The following is an 18845-nucleotide window of genomic DNA, read 5'->3' as shown; positions in this document are numbered from 1 at the left end:
CTGGCTTTTCGCCTTAACTGGCTATAGTCTGGCGAGCAAGCTTCAGCAATTTCGGGGCGTCAATTCAAGCCCCCCTTACCAATCTCTAAATAAACGAATCCGTGTATGGCAAAGATTATCGGAATAGTTGTTGTTCTTGCGTGCGTTTTTGGCGGTTTCGTTTTGTCGGGCGGGAAGCTGATGGCGCTGGTCCACCCCTTTGAAGTGCTGATCATTGGTGGCGCCGCATTGGGTGGCTTTCTGCAGGCCAACCCGGGAAGCATGTTCATGACGGTCTTCAAAAAGTCATTGACCATGTTCGGTACGCGTTTTACCCATAGTTTCTATTTGGATGTCCTAAAGTTGCTCTACGAGATTCTCAACAAGAGCCGCCGTGAGGGGATGATGGCGATCGAGGCAGATCTCGAAGATCCCAACGCCAGTCCGATATTCAGCAAGTATCCGACTGTGCTTAAAGACCCGCGGATGACCTCCTTCATTTGTGATTACTTGCGGATCATGTCGTCCGGGAACATGGCCCCTCATGAACTAGAGGGCTTGTTCGACCTGGAACTGGCCAGTGTGAAGGAGGAACTGGAACACCCTTCTCATGCGGTTGCGAAAATCGCGGATGGTCTGCCGGCAATGGGTATCGTGGCTGCCGTACTGGGTATCGTTATCACGATGTCCATTCTGGCCGAGGCCACCAACGCACAGATCGGTGAAAAGGTCGCGACAGCGTTGGTGGGGACGTTCCTGGGCATCCTGGCGTCCTACGGTTTCTTTGGCCCTCTCTCCACTGCCTTGGAGCATGACGCCAAGGAGGAACTGAACCTCTATGAAGCGATCAAGGCCACGCTGGTGGCTTCCGCCTCGGGGATGCCGCCCTCCCTGGCTGTCGAATTCGGTCGCAAGGTCCTGTTCCCGGCGCACCGCCCGAGCTTCAGCGAGCTCGAGCAGGCTGTTCGTGGCAGCTGATTGAAGGTCGAGCATGGACAACAATCAGCCGATCATCGTCAAGCGCGTCAAGAAGAGCGCAGCCGGTCACCATGGGGGCGCCTGGAAGATCGCCTTTGCCGACTTTGCCACAGCGATGATGGCGTTCTTCCTGGTGATGTGGCTTATGTCGTCGGCGACGCCTGAGCAGAAGAAAGCGATCTCTGGCTACTTCCAGGATCCGATCGGTTTCACTGAGAGCGCCAGTCCATACGTCATCGATCTGGGCGGTACGCCTACCCCAGCGCCCGACCGGACCTTGAACCCCGAGTTGAAGGATGCCCCTGACGCCCAGGAACAGACCGTCGACTCTTCCAGCAACGAGGAGATCCAGGCTCGCCAGGTCGATCCGACCCAGGCCCAGAACCTGGCCGAGCAGGTAGAGCGCGAGCGCCTCGAGCTGCTGTTGCAGGAGCTGCAGAACAAGGTCGAGGAGAACCCCGAGCTGCGCAAGTTCAAGGATCAGATCCTCTTCGAGATCACCCAGGATGGCCTGCGCATCCAGATCATGGATGCTGCCAACCGGCCGATGTTCGATCTGGGCAGCGCGCGTCTGCAGCCGTACTTCGAAGACATCCTGTTGATCATGGCCGAGACCATCAAGGCGGTGCCGAACAAGATCAGCGTCAGCGGCCATACCGACGCCAAGCCATTTGCCGGCAGCGGCGAGTTTGGCAACTGGGAATTGTCAGCCAACCGCGCCAACGCCGCGCGCCGCACTCTGGTGGCTGGCGGGTATCCGGATGATCAGGTGGCGCGCGTGGTGGGCTATGCCTCGTCGGCCCTGTTCGACCGTGATGATCCGCTCAACCCGGTGAACCGTCGCATCGACATCATCGTCCTGACCAAGCGTGCCCAGCGCGACATCGAGGACGAGCCCCAGCAAGGCAAGGACGGCGCGCCCGCCAATACTCCGGCATCAGCGCCTGGCATCGCACCTGCCGGAGGGCAGTCGGCTTCCGGAACGGAGCCGCTGCAGCCTGGTGAGCTGCAGCAGAAGCTGAACATCTTCGAAGATGGGGTGCTGAAGATGGACCCGCAAAAGCAGCCCTGAACCTGGCTTGCCGCACAAACCGGAAAGGCCACGCATTGCGTGGCCTTTCTGCATCAGTAATCCGGTTCGGGGAGGCTGGCGATGATGTGCCGGTAGCTGCCCATTCGCTGTGGATGAATACGGCCTTCTTCCAGGGCCTGGAGCAGAGCGCAGCCCGGTTCGCGGTCGTGCTTGCAGTCACGGAAGCGGCAGTGGCCAAGCAGGTCGCGGAATTCGATGAAGCCAGCTTCCACGTCATCACGGCTGACATGGCCGAGACCGAACTCGCGGATGCCGGGGGAGTCGATCAGGTTGCCGCCCCCGGGGAAGTGGAACAGCCGAGCGGTGGTGGTGGTGTGGGTGCCCTTTCCGGTGAGTTCCGACAGTGCGCCGACACGGGTATCCACGCCGGGTAGCAGGCTGTTCACCAGGGACGATTTGCCTACGCCGGACTGACCGACGAAGACGCTGGTGTGGCCATCCAGGCGTGCACGCAGGTCATCCATGCCGCCTCCGCCATGTGCCGAGACCTCCAGCAGCGGGTAGCCCAGTTGCCGATAGGCCTCCAGCAGGCTGTCGAGCATTGCACCGTTCTGGTCGTCCACCAGGTCGCACTTGTTCAGCAGCAGCAGCGGTTGGATACCCGCGTGTTCAGCGGCCACCAGATAGCGGTCGATCAGGTTGGCGTGGGGCGTGGGCAGTGGCGCGAAGACGATGACGATCAGGTCGACGTTGGCCGCCACCGGTTTGAGCAGGCCGCGCATGTCCGGTCGGCACAGCTCGCTGGTGCGCGGCAGTTGCGCGACGATCACGCCGCTGCCCTGGTTGCCGGGGCGCCAGACCACGCGGTCGCCGGTTACCAGGGCGGGCAGGTTAGCGCGCAGGTGGCAGCGGACGACCTGGCCGGCGAGTTCGCCTTCCAGTGCTTCGACTTCCACCTGGACGCCGAAGTGGGCGATGACCAATCCGGTCTGCTCGGGGCCGAGGTCGCCGCCTTCCAATTCATCGACCAGGCGCGATTCGCGCTTGGCAGCGCGGGCGGCGCGTTCTTCCTGGATTTTTTCGATGCGCCAGCTTTGACGGCGGCTGAGGTGGCGTTTGGCCATGGGCTTCCGGGTCGGTAGAGTTTCGTGCGGGTTGGGCGCGGCGAGTCTAGCATGGGCGGCTGCTGAACACGGTTGGGAGAGGTGGATGAAGACAGGGTTTGGCCTGTTCGGCCGGCCGTTGGGGCGCGCGCTTATGGCGCACGGGGCGGCGGTCGTGCTGCTGGCAGTGCTGGTGTATGCGCTCGCCTGGCTACTGGGGCAGCGGCTGCCTTTATGGGCGCTGGCGCTGCTGGAGGGTGGCCTGGCGGCGGGTATTGGCCAATGGCTCGGGTTGTCTCGCTGGTGGGGGTGGATCAATCTGGCGTTCCTGCCCGCGCTGTTGCTGGTCCAGCACCTGGCGCTACCGCCCTGGTTGTTCCTGCTCGGTTTCGCTCTGGTTGCGCTGGTGAACTGGAACAGCGTGTTCGAGCGTGTACCACTCTATCTCAGCGGTGATCGGGCCGTTCAGTTGCTGGGGGACTGGCTGGATGAGCAGCCACAGGTGCTGCGCTTTGTCGATCTGGGCTGTGGCACTGGTGGTCCGTTGGTACGCCTGGCGCGGCGCTTCCCGGGGCGGCACTTTGTCGGTGTGGAGACCGCGCCACTGCTGTTTCTGTTTGCCTGGCTGCGCTGCTTGCCGCTGTGCAATTGCAGCGTGCGTTACCAGAGCCTCTGGCGCACTGACCTGGAGGCGTTCGACCTGGCCTACTGCTTTCTCTCGCCGGAGCCCATGCCGCGTCTGTGGGAAAAGGCCGTTGGGGAAATGCGTGGCGGCAGTTGGCTGGTCAGCAACACTTTCGGGGTGTCGGGCGTGGCGCCGCAGCATTCCCTGCCCGTGATGGTCGGGCGCCAGACGGCACTGCTTTTCTGGCCGATGGGGCGTGCGTAATCCGCTAGAATTGCGCTCTGTCCCTAGAGAGCATTTCCGACATGCAGAACCCTCAGAACCTCATCTGGATCGACCTGGAAATGACCGGGCTGGATCCGGACAACGACGTCATCATCGAAATGGCCACCATCGTCACCGACAGCCACCTCAATGTGCTGGCCGAAGGGCCGGTGCTGGCCATTCACCAGAGCGACGAGATTCTTGCCGGCATGGACGAGTGGAATACCCGCCAGCATGGCCAGAGCGGCCTTACCCAGCGCGTCCGTGAGAGCCGCATCAGCCTCGCCGAGGCAGAGGCGCAGACCCTGGCTTTCCTCGAACAATGGGTGCCCAAGGGCAAGTCGCCGATCTGCGGCAACAGCATCTGCCAGGACCGTCGCTTCCTCTATCGGCAGATGCCGAGCCTGGAGGCCTACTTCCACTACCGCAACCTCGACGTCTCCACCCTCAAAGAGCTTGCTGCCCGTTGGGCGCCCCACGTTCGTGATGGGGTGAAGAAGAGCAGCAGCCACCTGGCTCTGGACGATATCCGCGACTCCATCGCGGAGCTGCGTCACTACCGCGATCACTTCATCAAGCTTTGATCCGTCAGGCCTCGCTCGCACCATGGCGGGCGAGGGCCCACCGCACGTGCTCGCGCACCAGCTCGGACGGGTGATCCCGCCGGGCGCGCAACGCCTCTAGGACCGGCACGGTGCTCGGGGCATTGCCCAGGCCCACGGCCAGGTTGCGCAGCCAGCGCTCGTAGCCGGCCCGGCGTAGCGGGGAGCCTTCCGTACGGCTGAGGAACTCCTCTTCGGTCCAGGCGAACAGGCTGGCCAGTTCGGTGTTGTCCAGGCTGTGTCGCGGCTGGAAGTCGCCCTGGTCGCTGGGGCGGGCGAAGCGGTTCCAGGGGCAGACGATCTGGCAGTCGTCGCAGCCGAACACGCGGTTGCCGATCAGCGGGCGCAACGCTTCCGGGATGGAGCCTTTCAGCTCGATGGTCAGGTAGGAGATGCAGCGGCGCGCGTCCAGTTGGTAGGGCGCGACGAAGGCGGCGGTGGGGCAGATGTCCATGCAGGCCGTGCAGCGCCCGCAATGCTCGCTGCCATGAGGCGAGTCCACGGGCAGCGGCAGGTCGACGAACAGTTCGCCGAGAAAGAAGTAGCTGCCGGCCTTGCGGTTGAGCACCAGGGTGTTCTTGCCGATCCAGCCGAGGCCCGCCTTCTCGGCGATGGCTTTCTCCAGCACGGGGGCGCTGTCGACGAAGGCGCGATGGCCGAAGGGGCCGATGGCCGCCTGGATGCGGTCGGCCAGTTGCTGCAGGCGCTTGCGGATCAGCTTGTGGTAGTCCCGGCCCAGGGCATAGCGGGAGACGTAGGCCTTCTCGGGCTCGCCCAGCACCTGCGCCATGCGCGTGTCGCCGGGCAGGTAGTCCATGCGCAACGACACCACCCGCAAGGTGCCAGGCACCAGCTCGTCCGGGTGCGAGCGCTTGCTGCCGTGGGCGGCCATGTACTCCATCTCGCCGTGGTGGCCTGCCTCCAGCCAGCGTTGCAGGTGCGCCTCGTGCTCGCCGAGGTCGACATCGCTGATGCCCACTTGCTGGAAGCCGAGTTCGCGCCCCCATGTCTTGATGGAGTCGGCCAGTTCGTCGAGTTGCTGCGGGGAAAGGGGCATCGGAGAGAGGGAAACGGTGGCGAGGTGCGTATAATTCTGCCAGACCCCTGCCTGAACTACCGAATCGCATGTCCGATCCTGCCGATGATCTGCCGCTGTCGCTCTATTCCGCCGAGCAGGTGCGTGCACTCGATGCCCGCCTGATCGCCGCGGGTACCCCCTGCTTCGAACTGATGCAGCGGGCAGCCCATGCCGCCTGGCGGGCCCTGCGTCGCCGTTGGCCAGAGGCTGGCGAAGTGACGGTGCTGGCCGGTCGCGGCAACAATGCCGGGGATGGCTACCTGATAGCGGCCCTGGCAGCTCGTGCGGGCTGGCAGGTGCGCGTCCTGGCGGTTGGGGAGCCCCAGGCGCTGGCGGGTGATGCGGCGCTGGCCCGGGACGATGCGCAGGCAGCAGGTGCGCCGATCATTGCCTGGCGCACCGGTGAACCCCTGCGCGGCGTGCTGGTCGATGCGTTGCTCGGCACCGGCCTCTCCGGACCCGTGCGCGCCCCCTATGAAGCGGCTATCCGCCAGATCAATGACGGCGGTTTGCCGGTGCTGGCTGTCGACATACCCTCGGGGCTCAGTGCGGACACCGGCCAGGTGTTGGGTGCGGCGGTGGTCGCGACGATGACGGTGAGCTTCATCGGTCTCAAGCTCGGCCTGTTTACCGGCCAGGCCCCTGATCATGTTGGGGCGTTGGTATTTGATGATCTCAAGGCCGATCCGGAGGTGATCGCCGATCACCCCGTCCTGGCCCGCAGGTTGGCACCGGGTGGCCTCCCATCCCTGCTGCCGAGGCCGCGCGCGGCCCACAAGGGGCGCTATGGGCAGGTTTTGGTCGTGGGTGGCGAGCGTGGCACCGGCGGCGCAGCGCTGTTGAGTGCCGAGAGTGCGCTGCGCAGTGGGGCGGGGATGGTCTCCCTGGCGACCCGGGGCGAGCACTTGGCCGCTGCCCTGGCGCGGATGCCGGAAGTGATGAGCGTGGCCGTTGAGTCGGCAGGGACGCTGCAGCCGTTGTTGGAGCGCGCCGATGTGTTGGTAGTGGGGCCTGGGCTTGGGCAGGGCCCATGGGGGCGGGCTTTGCTGAGCGTTGCGTCGGCCGCCGTACTTCCCCAGGTCTGGGATGCCGATGCACTGAATCTGCTGGCTGCGGGCGCAATTCAATTGCCACCCGATTGCGTGATAACGCCCCATCTCGGCGAGGCGGCACGCCTGCTGGGTGTGGATGTGGTCAGGGTCCAGGCTGACCGGCCCGCCACAGCAGTGGCGCTGGCCCAGCGCTACGGCGCCGTGGTGGTGCTCAAGGGGGCCGGCAGTCTCGTGGCCGCGCCCGATGGTCGACTGGCGCTTTGTGATCGGGGGCACCCTGCCATGGCCACTGCCGGGCTCGGGGATGTGCTGGCAGGGCTGATCGGAGCCTTGCTGGCGCAGCACCTCTCACCATTCGAGGCCGCTACCCTGGGCACCTGGCTGCATGCTGTCGCCGGGGAACGTCAGGGCCTCAGAGGTCGCGGCCTGGCGGCCAGCGATCTGATACCTACCATTCGTCAGTTGATCGAGGAGTATTCGCCGTGCCTGAGCTGAAGCTGTTCGCCCAGGGAGAAGACGCCATGACCGCCCTTGGGGCCCGGTTGGGGCATGTCAGCGGTGGGCGAGGGGTGATCTACCTTCATGGCAACCTGGGGGCGGGCAAGACGACACTTTCGCGGGGCCTGCTGCGGGGCCTTGGGCACGCCGGTGCGGTCAAGAGCCCGACCTTCACCCTGGTGGAGCCTTACGAGATCGGCGGGGTCGCGGTCTACCACTTCGACCTGTACCGCCTGGTCGACCCCGAGGAGCTGGAATTCCTCGGTATCCGCGATTATTTCGAGGGCGATGCCTTGTGCCTGATCGAGTGGCCTGAGCGGGGTCGGGGCGTTTTGCCAAAGGCGGACCTTGACATTACCATTAGCGCCCATGCAGGCGGCCGCTCGCTGCATTTCTCGCCGCACACTGCGCGCGGCGAAGCCTGGTGTGCCGCCTTGGCCACGGGAGAATGAAGACGAGTATGGGGTGGAGTATGCGCTCGCGCGCACTGTTTGCCGGGATCGGTCTGCTGCTCGCAGCCTTTGCCACCAATATCCTGGCTGCCACCGAGGTCCGCAGTGTGCGGCTCTGGCGTGCTCCCGACAACACCCGCCTGGTCTTCGACCTGTCCGGCCCCGTGCAGCACAGCGTGTTCACGCTGACCGCACCCGATCGTATCGTCATCGACATCAACGGCGCCCAACTGGCGACCCAGCTGGACAAGCTGTCGATCACCAACACGCCGATCAAGAGCGTCCGTTCGGCCCAGCGTTCGCCGACCGACCTGCGGGTGGTAATCGATGTGGCGCCCGGTGTCACACCCAAGAGTTTCACCCTCGCGCCCAACCAGCAGTACGGTAACCGCCTGGTCGTCGATCTTTACGACCAGCCTTCCGCTGCCGAAGAGGCTAGCGCACCTCAAATCGCGACGGCGCCCAGCAAACCGCAGCCACCCGTTTCCCCCACTCGGCCGTCCTCGGGCAAGCTGCCACCGGTTTCCGGCGGCAAGCGCGACATCATCGTTGCCATCGACGCCGGCCACGGTGGTGAGGACCCGGGGGCTCTCGGGCCCAAGGGGCAGCATGAAAAGGATGTGACACTGGCCATCGCCAAGGAGCTGCAGCGGCAGATCAACCAGGAGCGGGGCTTCCGCGCCGAACTGGTGCGTACCGGCGACTATTTCATCCCGTTGCGCAAACGCACCGAGATTGCACGCAAGAAGGGCGCTGACCTGTTCGTCTCGATCCACGCGGACGCGGCGCCGAGCCGGAGCGCGTTCGGTGCTTCCGTATTCGCTTTGTCTGACCGGGGCGCCACGTCCGAGACGGCTCGATGGCTGGCGGACAACGAGAACCGCTCCGACCTCATCGGTGGTGTGGGCAGCGTCAGCCTGGATGACAAGGACCGCATGCTGGCCGGTGTGCTGCTGGATCTGTCGATGACGGCCACGCTGTCATCCAGCCTGAACGTCGGGCACAAGGTGCTGACCAACATCGGGCGTGTCACGCCGCTGCACAAGCGCCGGGTCGAGCAGGCGGGCTTCATGGTGCTGAAGTCCCCGGACATTCCGTCGATCTTGGTGGAGACCGGCTTCATCTCCAACCACCAGGAATCCCAGAAGCTGGCCTCCGCCGGGCATCAGCAGGCGCTTGCTCGCTCCATCCAGAGCGGCATCAAGCAGTTCTTCGTGCAGAACCCGCCGCCGGGGACCTACATCGCCTCCCTGCGTGATGCGGGCAAGATCGCGGCTGGCCCGCGCGAGCATATCGTCACGTCCGGGGAAAGCCTTGCGCTCATTGCCCAGCGCTACCAGGTCAGCCTGGTGGCGCTGCGTAACGCCAACGGTTTGAAGAGCGACACCATCAAGGTCGGCCAGACCCTGAGCATCCCGGCCACCACGGCTCTGGCGGTGCAGCCATGAGCGACATGGCAGAGCTGCGTCGTATCCACCTGCTCAGCCCACGCCTGGCCAACCAGATCGCAGCGGGCGAGGTGGTCGAGCGTCCGGCCTCGGTGATCAAGGAACTGCTGGAAAACAGTCTGGATGCCGGTGCTCGCCGGATCGACGTGGAGGTCGAGCAGGGCGGTGTGAAGCTGCTTCGGGTCCGCGATGACGGTTGCGGCATCCCTTCCGACGATCTTCCCCTGGCCCTGGCGCGCCATGCCACCAGCAAGATCCGTGATCTGGATGACTTGGAACGGGTCATGAGCCTCGGCTTCCGGGGCGAAGCACTGGCCTCCATCAGCTCTGTGGCGCGGTTGACCATGACCTCGCGCACAGCGGATGCCGACCAGGCCTGGCAGGTAGAGACCGAGGGACGTGACATGGAGGCCCGTGTGCAGCCTGCGGCTCACCCGGTGGGGACCACGGTGGAGGTGCGCGACCTGTTCTTCAACACGCCGGCGCGGCGCAAGTTCCTGCGGGCCGAGAAGACCGAGTTCGAGCATCTCCAGGAGGTGATCCGACGTCTCGCACTGGCGCGCTTCGATGTGGCCTTCCATCTGCGCCACAACGGCAAGACGGTATTTGCGTTGCATGAAGCCCGTGACGAGGTTGCCCGCGCACGGCGCGTCGCCAGCGTATGCGGCTCGGCTTTTCTGGAGCAGGCACTGCCCATCCAGGTAGAGCGCAATGGCTTGCACCTGTGGGGATGGGTCGGTCTGCCGACGTTCTCCCGTAGTCAGGCAGACCTCCAGTATTTCTACGTGAACGGTCGGATGGTGCGGGACAAACTGGTGGTGCATGCGGTGCGCCAGGCGTATCGCGATGTGCTGTACAACGGCCGTCATCCGACCTTCGTGCTGTTCCTGGAACTGGACCCGGCGGCGGTGGATGTGAACGTACACCCCACCAAGCATGAGGTGCGTTTCCGCGAGGGACGCACCGTTCATGACTTCCTTTACGGAACCCTGCACCGTGCACTGGGCGAGGTGCGCCCCGAAGACCAACTCGCTGCGCCGGCCGCGGTCGCGACCGTTGTTCGCCCTACGGGACTGGAAGCAGGGGAGTTTGGGCCCCAGGGTGAGATGAGCCTGGCCGCCAATGTGCTGGAACGCCCTGCAGCAGATCCGGCCTGGCGCCCGATAGCTTCGTCTGGCGGATACGTGCCGTCGTCACGGCCCGCCGGCCCTGTGGGAACCGCCGAAGCTCAGGCAGCCTACCGTGAGTATTTCGCGCCGTTGCCCGACTCAGCGCCGGTGAGCCTGCCGGAAAGCCAGGGCGATGTTCCGCCGCTGGGTTATGCGCTGGCGCAGCTCAAGGGCATCTACATCCTTGCAGAGAACGCCCAGGGCTTGGTGTTGGTCGACATGCACGCGGCTCACGAGCGCATTACCTATGAACGCCTGAAGGTCGCCATGGCCAGCGAGGGGCTCAAGGGACAGCCGCTGCTGGTGCCGGAGTCCCTGGCGGTGAGCCAGCGCGAGGCGGATTGTGCCGAAGAGCATGCGGCCTGGTTCCTGCGACTCGGCTTCGAACTGCAGCGACTAGGGCCGGAGACTCTGGCGATCCGCCAGACCCCGGCATTGCTGAAGCAGGCCGAGGCCTCGCAACTGGTGCGGGATGTGTTGTCGGATCTGCTCGAGTACGGGACCAGTGACCGCATTCAGGCGCATCTGAACGAGTTGCTGGCAACCATGGCCTGCCACGGTGCGGTGCGCGCAAATCGTCGGCTTACAGTGCCGGAGATGAACGGCCTGCTCCGTGATATGGAGCAGACCGAACGTAGTGGTCAGTGCAACCATGGGCGCCCTACCTGGACTCAGTTGGGCATGGATGACCTCGACAAGCTCTTCCTGAGAGGGCGTTGAGGTGGGGGAGCGTCTACCGCCCGCCATCTTCTTGATGGGGCCGACTGCTGCAGGGAAAACCGACCTGGCCATCGAGCTGGCTCAAGCATTGCCCTGTGAGCTGATCAGTGTCGACTCCGCTTTGGTCTATCGGGGAATGGACATCGGCACCGCCAAGCCGGATCGCGCCACGCTGGAAGCCTATCCGCACCAACTGATCGATATCCTCGATCCGTCCGAAGCATACTCAGCTGCCGATTTTCGTGCGGATGCGCTGGCTGCCATGACGGCAGCCACGGCCCGTGGCCGCATACCGCTCTTGGTTGGCGGCACGATGCTTTATTACAAGGCGTTGCTGGAGGGGTTGGCAGACATGCCCAGTGCCGATCCGGCCATACGCGCCGAATTGGAGGCCCGCGCTGCATGCGAGGGATGGGACGTCTTGCATCGGGAATTGGCGGTGGTCGACCCCGAGTCGGCAGCACGAATCCACCCCAATGACCCTCAGCGACTGACCCGAGCGCTCGAGGTGTACCTCTCTGGCGGAGTTTCCATGAGCGAGTTGCGGCGTCGACAGGCGTCGCAAAATCACGACATCGGCCCCGTTGGGACGGGGCATTTGCCTTATACTGTCGCGCAGCTGGCGATCGCTCCTGCGAGTCGCCAGGTTTTGCATGCGCGAATCGCGCAACGCTTTCGTCTGATGCTGGAACAGGGATTCGTCCAAGAGGTCGAAAACCTGCGCGAACGACGTGACTTGCACGCAGGATTGCCGTCTATAAGGGCTGTGGGTTACCGCCAGGTATGGGAGTACCTCGAGGGTAATCTCACGCGGGCCGAAATGGAGGAGCGAGGCATCATTGCTACGCGCCAGTTGGCCAAGCGACAGTTCACCTGGTTACGCAGTTGGGCCGATTTGCACTGGTTCGACAGCCTGGCTTGCGACAATCTGCCGCGCGCCTTGAAATACCTGGAGTCGGTCTCCATATTGGGCTAAGACCTCGCCAGTTACCGTCTATCCTTGGGGGTAGGGCGGCCAACTTTCTCGTCATTTGACAACTCATACGAATTAGATCCCTACAGGAGTGCGGCACATGTCAAAAGGGCATTCGCTACAAGACCCTTACCTGAATACCTTGCGTAAGGAACGCGTACCGGTTTCCATCTACCTGGTCAACGGTATCAAGCTGCAAGGCCAGATCGAGTCCTTCGACCAGTTCGTCATCCTGCTGAAGAACACCGTCAGCCAGATGGTCTACAAACACGCCATTTCCACTGTTGTACCGAGCCGCCCCGTCCGCCTGCCCAGCGCCAGCGAACAAGAGCAACCTGAGCCCGGTAACGCCTGATAGGAGCCTGCTTTGTTTTTCGAGCGCCCAGGTGGTGGTGAACGTGCCGTCCTTGTTCACTTGGAAGGTCATGATCCTGAGTCGCGAGAAGACCCGCAGGAATTCCAGGAGCTGGCTCGCTCGGCTGGTGCGGACACGGTGGCTTTTGTCTCCGTTTCCCGCCACCAGCCGACTGCCAAGTACTTGATCGGCAGCGGCAAGGTCGAAGAGCTCCACGATCTTGTCAAGACCGAGCAGGCTGAGCTTGTCATCTTCAATCACACCCTCACGCCCAGCCAGGAGCGCAACCTTGAGCGCGCCTTCGAATGCCGGGTGCTGGATCGTACCGGTCTGATCCTCGATATCTTCGCCCAGCGTGCCAGGACCCATGAAGGCAAGTTGCAGGTGGAGCTGGCGCAGCTCGAACACATGAGTACCCGCCTGGTTCGTGGCTGGACGCACCTAGAACGTCAGAAGGGCGGTATTGGCCTGCGTGGCCCTGGTGAAACCCAGCTGGAAACGGACCGTCGTCTCCTTCGTGTACGCATCCGCCAGATCAAACAACGTCTCGAAAAGGTCCGCAGCCAGCGTGAGCAGGCGCGGCGTGGCCGCAAGCGTGCAGATATCCCGTCCGTGTCCCTTGTGGGTTACACCAACGCAGGCAAATCCACGCTTTTCAACGCCCTGACCACATCAGAGGTTTATGCGGCCGATCAGTTGTTCGCCACGCTGGATCCCACATTGCGCAGGCTCGACTTGGCTGACCTGGGGCCGATCGTATTGGCTGACACAGTAGGTTTCATCCGTCATCTCCCGCACAAGCTCGTCGAGGCTTTCCGGGCTACCCTTGAAGAGTCGAGCAACTCCGACCTGCTTCTGCATGTGATCGATGCCCATGAGCCTGAGCGTATGGCGCAGATCGAACAGGTGTTGGCGGTGCTGGGGGAAATCGGTGCCGATGGATTGCCGATGCTGGAGGTCTACAACAAGATCGACCTGTTGGAGGCCATGGAGCCGCAGATTCAGCGAAACGAGCATGGAAAGCCCGAGCGTGTCTGGTTGTCTGCCAGAGAGGGAAAAGGCCTGGGGTTGCTCGAGCAGGCGATTGCGGAGTTGTTAGGGGAGGACCTCTTCGTGGGCACTCTCAAGCTGCCACAGCGACTCGGTCGTCTGCGAGCACAGTTTTTCGAGTTGGGGGCCGTGCAGAGCGAGCAGCATGACGACGCTGGCGATACGTTGCTGGCGGTCAGATTGCCGCGTGTCGAGCTGAACCGGCTTGTGAGTCGCGAAGGCTGGAAACCCCAGGCGTTCATCGAGCAACACACTTTGCAATAAGGCCGCAGAATGGCTTTTTGCCGCAGGTAGCGGGCTTTCGGTAGCATTGGCGGACGTGCTTTGGGCGCGTCTTTGCTTTATCAGTATGGAGAGCGCTATGGCTTGGAACGAGCCGGGTGGCAATTCGAACAATCAGGATCCCTGGGGTGGCCGCCGTGGTGGCGATCGCAAGGGGCCGCCGGATCTGGACGAAGCCTTCCGCAAGCTGCAGGACAGCCTTAACGGCCTGTTTGGAGGCGGCAAGAAACGAGGCGGTGATGAAAACCGGGGCGGTGGCTTTGGCTTGCTGGGTATCGCCCTGTTCATCCTTGCACTGGGCTGGCTCTACAGCGCGGTGTATGTGGTTGATGAGCAGGAGCAGGCTGTGGTGCTTCGCTTCGGCAAGTACTACGACACCGTAGGGCCCGGCCTGAACATCTACTTCCCGCCGATCGATCGCAAGTTCCAGGAGAACGTCACCCGGGAGCGCGCCTATAGCAAGCAAGGACAGATGCTTACCGAGGACGAGAATATCGTCGAGGTGCCGCTCACTGTTCAGTACAAGATCAGTGATCTGCAGAAGTTCGTGCTGAACGTCGATCAGCCTGAAGTGAGCTTGCAGCACGCCACCGAGAGCGCCCTCCGTCATGTGGTGGGCTCGACCGAGATGGACCAGGTCCTGACCGAAGGGCGCGAACTCATGGCCAGCGAGATCAAGGAGCGCCTGCAGCGCTTCCTCGATACCTATGGCACCGGCATCACCGTCACCCAGGTCAACGTCCAGAGTGCGGCTGCTCCTCGTGAAGTCCAGGAAGCGTTCGACGATGTGATTCGTGCTCGGGAGGATGAGCAGCGTGCCAAGAACCAGGCCGAGGCTTACGCCAATGGCGTGATCCCTGAAGCCCGGGGCCAGGCTCAGCGCATCATCGAAGAGGCCAACGGTTACCGTGAGGAGGTCATCTCCCGTGCCAAGGGTGAGGCTGATCGCTTCACCAAGCTCGTGGCTGAATACCGCAAGGCGCCCGAGGTCACGCGCCAGCGCCTCTACCTCGATACCATGCAGGAAGTCTTCAGCAGTACCAGCAAGGTCCTCGTGACTGGTGACAAGGGGCAGAACAACCTCCTCTACCTGCCGTTGGACAAGATGATCGACAATCGTGGTGGTGCCAGTGCGGCAATGCCGGCCCCGGCCTCCTCGAGTGGCGCGGCCAGCGACCTGGGTTCGCGTGTCACCACCGATCTGCAGCAGCGCGATCTGCGTTCTAGGGAGAGTCGCTGATGGGTAACAAGTCGCTGATCGCCCTGATCGGGGCTGTCGTGCTCGGGCTGGTGGCCTGGAGCAGCTTCTACATCGTGGCCCAGACCGAGCGGGCAGTTCTCCTGCAGTTCGGCCGTATCGTCGAAGCAGATGTTCAGCCGGGCCTCCATGTAAAGATTCCCTATGTCAACCAGGTGCGTAAGTTCGATGCACGTCTGCTGACCTTGGATACGCCCACCCAGCGCTTCCTGACTCAGGAGAAAAAGGCGGTGATGGTGGATGCCTATGCCAAGTGGCGGGTATCCGATGCCGAGCGCTTCTATACGGCAACGTCCGGTCTCAAGCAGATTGCGGATGAGCGCCTTTCTCGGCGTCTTGAGGCTGGTCTGCGTGACCAATTCGGCAAGCGCACGCTGCACGAAGTGGTATCAGGTGAGCGTGATGGCCTCATGGCTGATATCACGCGCTTGTTGAACGCCATGGCCAATAAGGAGTTGGGTATTGAGGTGATTGACGTCCGCGTCAAGGCCATCGACCTGCCGCGCGAAGTCAACCGCAGTGTATTCGAGCGGATGAGCACCGAGCGTGAGCGTGAAGCGCGCGAGCATCGTGCCAAAGGCAGTGAGCTGGCAGAGGGTATCCGTGCCGATGCCGATCGTCAGCGCCGTGTGTTGCTGGCAGAGGCTTATCGTGAGTCGGAAGAGCTCCGCGGCGATGGCGATGCCCAAGCAGCGGCCATCTATGCCAAGGCCTACAGCCAGGAGCCGGAGTTCTATTCCTTCTATCGGAGCCTGCAGGCCTACCGCGAAAGCTTCGCCAAGAAGAGTGATGTGATGGTTCTGGATCCGAACAGTGAGTTCTTTCAGTTTCTCAACAAGGCCAAATAAGGATACCCCCCGGCGGTCGAACCTGACCGCCGGGGTGACCCTCCGGGAAAACGTGTTATGATGGGCCAGCCGGGAAATCCCGGCTTTTTTGCGTCCGCGGGAATCATGTGGCAGGAAATTGGCATAGCGATCTGTTTTGTGCTGGTGCTGGAAGGCATCCTGCCCTTCCTCTATCCGCGCCGTTGGCGCGCCGCGGTGCTTGGGTTGGCGAGCCTGAAGGATCGCCATCTCCGCCTCATGGGCCTCGCCAGCATGTTGCTGGGGACCGGCCTCCTGTATCTGCTTCACTGAAGGCTTGCCGCCCGGCTAAGAGGGGAGTGGCGAAATGGCAACGGTAGATCGCTGGCTGCTGCCAGATGGAATCGAAGAAGTACTGCCGCCCGACGCGGCGCGTATCGAAGCAGCTCGCCGCCAGGTGCTGGACCTGTTCCAGCGCTGGGGCTATGACTTCGTGGTAACCCCGCACATCGAATTTCTCGAATCCCTGCTCACAGGTGCTGGGCAGGATCTCGAGCTGCGCACGTTCAAGGTCACCGATCCGCAATCGGGGCGGCAGATGGGCTTTCGCGCCGACATCACGCCCCAGGTCGCGCGTCTGGACGCTCATACCCTGCGTCGTGAAGGGCCCAACCGGCTGTGCTATGCGGGCAGTGTCCTGCATGCCAAGCCGCGCGCACTTTCCACCTCCCGCAGCCCGATCCAATTGGGCGCCGAACTGTATGGTGATGCCAGTCCGGCCAGTGATGTCGAAGTCATCAGCCTGATGCTGGAAATGCTCGAGCTGGCCGATGTCCCGGACGTGCACATGGATCTCGGCCATGTCGGTATTTACCGTGGCCTTGCCCGTGCTGCCGAGTTGTCTGGCCAGGCCGAGCAGCGTCTCTTTGATGCCCTGCAGCGCAAGGCGGTCGATGAGGTGGCCGAGCTGACTGAAAGCCTCCCTGCACATCTCGCCGGCATGCTTCGCTCCCTCGTCGAGCTCTGTGGTGATCGCCAGGTCCTGGAGCTTGCCCAGGGCGTCCTGGTGGATGCGCCCGAAGAAGTCCATGTTGCGCTCGATGAACTGGTCGCCATTGCTGATGAGCTGGAGCTGCGTTATCCGGAACTTCCTCTGTACTTCGACCTGGGCGAGTTGCGCGGCTACCACTACCACACGGGGGTGGTCTTCGCGGCATTCGTGCCGGGTGAAGGGCAGTCCATTGCCCAGGGTGGTCGCTACGACGATATCGGCGCCGACTTTGGGCGTGCGCGTCCGGCGACTGGCTTCTCCACCGACCTGAAGACCCTGGTTACGCTGGGGCGTATGCAGCTGGACGATGCACCTGCCGGAATCTGGGCGCCGGATGTCCATGACGTTTACCTCTGGCAGGCGATCAAGCGTTTGCGTGTGGAAGGCCAGCGAGTCGTTCAGGCGCTGCCGGGCCAGGATGTGGGCAGCGCGCAGGAAGTGGCCTGTGATCGCCAGTTGATCCTGCAGGATGGGCGCTGGCAGGTTGCGCCCCTGGTTTAAGGTTTTCCCGCCGGCGCGCGCCGGCATCGAGCTTCCGAAGAGGACAAGTGTTATGGGTAAGAATGTCGTGGTCCTGGGCACCCAGTGGGGTGATGAGGGCAAAGGCAAGATCGTCGACCTGCTGACCGACCAGGCAGCAGCCGTCGTGCGCTACCAGGGCGGCCACAACGCGGGTCACACCCTTGTGATCGATGGCGAGAAGACCGTCCTGCACCTGATTCCGTCCGGCATCCTGCGCGAGAACGTGCAGTGCATGATCGGCAACGGCGTGGTCGTGGCGCCGGACGCGCTGATGCGCGAGATAACCAAGCTCGAGGAGAAAGGCGTACCGGTTCGTGAGCGCCTGCGCATCAGCCCTTCCTGCACCCTGATCCTCCCGTACCACGTGGCCCTCGACCAGGCGCGTGAGAAAGCGCGCGGCGACGCCAAGATCGGTACCACCGGTCGCGGCATCGGTCCGGCCTACGAGGACAAGGTTGCTCGTCGCGGCCTGCGTATCGGCGACCTGTTCCACCGCGAGCGTTTTGCAGCCAAGTTGGGCGAGTTGCTGGACTATCACAACTTCGTCCTGCAGAACTACTACAAGGAGCCGGCCGTCGACTTCCAGAAGACCCTCGACGAAGCCCTGGGCTACGCCGAGCTGCTGAAGCCGATGATCACCGACGTTGCCGCCCGTCTGCACGAACTGCGCAAGCAGGGTGCCTACATCATGTTCGAGGGCGCCCAGGGCTCCCTGCTGGACATCGACCACGGCACCTATCCCTACGTGACCAGCTCCAGCACCACGGCTGGCGGTACCGCCACCGGTTCCGGCTTCGGCCCGTTGTACCTGGACTACATCCTCGGTATCACCAAGGCCTACACCACCCGTGTCGGCTCCGGCCCGTTCCCCACCGAGCTGTTCGATGATACCGGCGCTTACCTGGCCAAGCGTGGCCACGAGTTTGGTTCCACCACCGGTCGTGCCCGTCGTTGTGGTTGGTTCGATGCCGTCATCCTGCGTCGCGCCATCGAGATCAACAGCATCTCCGGCCTGTGCCTGACCAAGCTGGATGTGCTGGATGGCCTCGAAACCATCCGCATCTGCACCGGCTACAAGGATCAGAACGGCAACCTGCTGGACGATGCGCCCACCGATGCCGACAGCTACATCGGACTGCAGCCCGTGTACGAGGAACTGCCGGGCTGGACCGAGTCCACAGTCGGAGCCAAGTCCCTCGAAGAGCTGCCTGCCAACGCCCGCGCCTACATCAAGCGCGTGGAGGAGCTGGTGGGGGCGCCCATCGACATCATCTCCACCGGCCCGGATCGCAACGAGACCATCGTCTTGCGCCATCCTTACGCCTGAGTGCGATGAACGAAAAAGGGCCGCTGATGCGGCCCTTTTTCTTTATGCGGCAGCGACCGTTCGTCGATCCTTTCTCCCATCCCGCCGCGCTCCTGCCCCGTCACGGCCACACTTCATGGGCCGGAAATGCAAAAAATTTGCGGCATACCCCTTGCCGAGGACCTATATAAATCCCGGAAGTCGCCGTTAAACCAGAACGGTCGTTGAGGAGTAATCGTCG

At 63.1% G+C, this 18845-nt stretch carries 18 protein-coding genes; 16 read left to right on the top strand and 2 right to left on the bottom strand.

What is annotated here, in order from left to right; translation table 11 throughout:
• Positions 1–105: 105 nt before the first annotated feature.
• Positions 106–957, top strand: a complete 852-nt coding sequence (gene motA / locus A7D27_RS03525) for a flagellar motor stator protein MotA (RefSeq protein ID WP_069560612.1) — start codon at positions 106–108, stop codon at positions 955–957.
• Between the two features lie 13 nt (positions 958–970).
• Complete coding sequence (gene motB, locus A7D27_RS03520) at positions 971–2029, top strand: flagellar motor protein MotB (protein ID WP_069564091.1); 1059 nt, start codon at positions 971–973, stop codon at positions 2027–2029.
• A 53-nt stretch (positions 2030–2082) separates the two neighbouring features.
• Here motB and rsgA read toward each other — a convergent pair whose 3' ends face one another.
• Positions 2083–3114, bottom strand: a complete 1032-nt coding sequence (rsgA, locus tag A7D27_RS03515; protein ID WP_069560610.1) for a small ribosomal subunit biogenesis GTPase RsgA — start codon at positions 3112–3114, stop codon at positions 2083–2085.
• 85 nt (positions 3115–3199) lie between these two features.
• On the opposite strand from rsgA, the gene A7D27_RS03510 reads away from it, so the two are divergent.
• A complete protein-coding gene (locus A7D27_RS03510; RefSeq protein WP_069564090.1) occupies positions 3200–3982 on the top strand; it encodes a class I SAM-dependent methyltransferase in 783 nt (260 codons plus the stop codon).
• A 41-nt stretch (positions 3983–4023) separates the two neighbouring features.
• Complete coding sequence (gene orn, locus A7D27_RS03505) at positions 4024–4566, top strand: oligoribonuclease (RefSeq protein ID WP_069564089.1); 543 nt, start codon at positions 4024–4026, stop codon at positions 4564–4566.
• 4 nt (positions 4567–4570) lie between these two features.
• Here orn and queG read toward each other — a convergent pair whose 3' ends face one another.
• Positions 4571–5641: a tRNA epoxyqueuosine(34) reductase QueG gene (gene queG / locus A7D27_RS03500; RefSeq protein WP_069564088.1), complete on the bottom strand. Its 1071-nt coding sequence runs from the start codon at positions 5639–5641 to the stop codon at positions 4571–4573.
• Between the two features lie 68 nt (positions 5642–5709).
• On the opposite strand from queG, the gene A7D27_RS03495 reads away from it, so the two are divergent.
• The 12 genes from A7D27_RS03495 (at position 5710) to A7D27_RS03440 (ending at position 18625) form a co-directional block, all read left to right on the top strand.
• Positions 5710–7209 carry a bifunctional ADP-dependent NAD(P)H-hydrate dehydratase/NAD(P)H-hydrate epimerase gene (locus tag A7D27_RS03495; protein WP_069564087.1) on the top strand — a complete coding sequence of 500 codons (1500 nt, stop codon included), beginning with the start codon at positions 5710–5712 and terminating at the stop codon, positions 7207–7209.
• 26 nt (positions 7210–7235) lie between these two features.
• Entirely contained in the window at positions 7236–7664 is a 429-nt protein-coding gene (gene tsaE, locus A7D27_RS03490; protein ID WP_371914804.1) for a tRNA (adenosine(37)-N6)-threonylcarbamoyltransferase complex ATPase subunit type 1 TsaE, read from the top strand.
• Positions 7665–7672: 8 nt separating this feature from the next.
• Complete coding sequence (locus tag A7D27_RS03485; RefSeq protein ID WP_165667528.1) at positions 7673–9112, top strand: N-acetylmuramoyl-L-alanine amidase; 1440 nt, start codon at positions 7673–7675, stop codon at positions 9110–9112.
• A gap of 5 nt (positions 9113–9117) precedes the next feature.
• Entirely contained in the window at positions 9118–11001 is a 1884-nt protein-coding gene (gene mutL, locus A7D27_RS03480) for a DNA mismatch repair endonuclease MutL (RefSeq protein ID WP_069564112.1), read from the top strand.
• Between the two features lie 34 nt (positions 11002–11035).
• Positions 11036–11977 (top strand): tRNA (adenosine(37)-N6)-dimethylallyltransferase MiaA, encoded by a 942-nt coding sequence (miaA, locus tag A7D27_RS03475; protein WP_069564111.1) that lies wholly within the window; start codon positions 11036–11038, stop codon positions 11975–11977.
• Positions 11978–12074: 97 nt separating this feature from the next.
• A complete protein-coding gene (gene hfq, locus A7D27_RS03470) occupies positions 12075–12329 on the top strand; it encodes an RNA chaperone Hfq (RefSeq protein ID WP_003453015.1) in 255 nt (84 codons plus the stop codon).
• 12 nt (positions 12330–12341) lie between these two features.
• On the top strand, positions 12342–13643 hold the full coding sequence (gene hflX, locus A7D27_RS03465; protein WP_069560604.1) for a ribosome rescue GTPase HflX: 1302 nt from the start codon (positions 12342–12344) through the stop codon (positions 13641–13643).
• 97 nt (positions 13644–13740) lie between these two features.
• Positions 13741–14901, top strand: coding sequence for an FtsH protease activity modulator HflK (hflK, locus tag A7D27_RS03460; RefSeq protein ID WP_069564085.1), 1161 nt, complete (start codon positions 13741–13743; stop codon positions 14899–14901).
• Positions 14901–15767: a protease modulator HflC gene (gene hflC, locus A7D27_RS03455; protein WP_069560602.1), complete on the top strand. Its 867-nt coding sequence runs from the start codon at positions 14901–14903 to the stop codon at positions 15765–15767. Before hflK ends, hflC begins: the two co-directional genes overlap by 1 nt.
• Positions 15768–15872: 105 nt before the next feature.
• On the top strand, positions 15873–16058 hold the full coding sequence (locus A7D27_RS03450; protein ID WP_044401399.1) for a DUF2065 family protein: 186 nt from the start codon (positions 15873–15875) through the stop codon (positions 16056–16058).
• A 34-nt stretch (positions 16059–16092) separates the two neighbouring features.
• Positions 16093–17277 (top strand): ATP phosphoribosyltransferase regulatory subunit, encoded by a 1185-nt coding sequence (locus tag A7D27_RS03445; protein WP_069560601.1) that lies wholly within the window; start codon positions 16093–16095, stop codon positions 17275–17277.
• Between the two features lie 52 nt (positions 17278–17329).
• Positions 17330–18625, top strand: coding sequence for an adenylosuccinate synthase (locus A7D27_RS03440; protein WP_069564084.1), 1296 nt, complete (start codon positions 17330–17332; stop codon positions 18623–18625).
• Positions 18626–18845: the final 220 nt, after the last annotated feature.

Source organism: Pseudomonas sp. 1D4 (assembly GCF_001728925.1).
Lineage (GTDB): Bacteria > Pseudomonadota > Gammaproteobacteria > Pseudomonadales > Pseudomonadaceae > Metapseudomonas > Metapseudomonas otitidis.
Note: the sequence above shows the minus strand (reverse complement) of the source record. Positions and strands in the feature narration are given on the sequence as shown.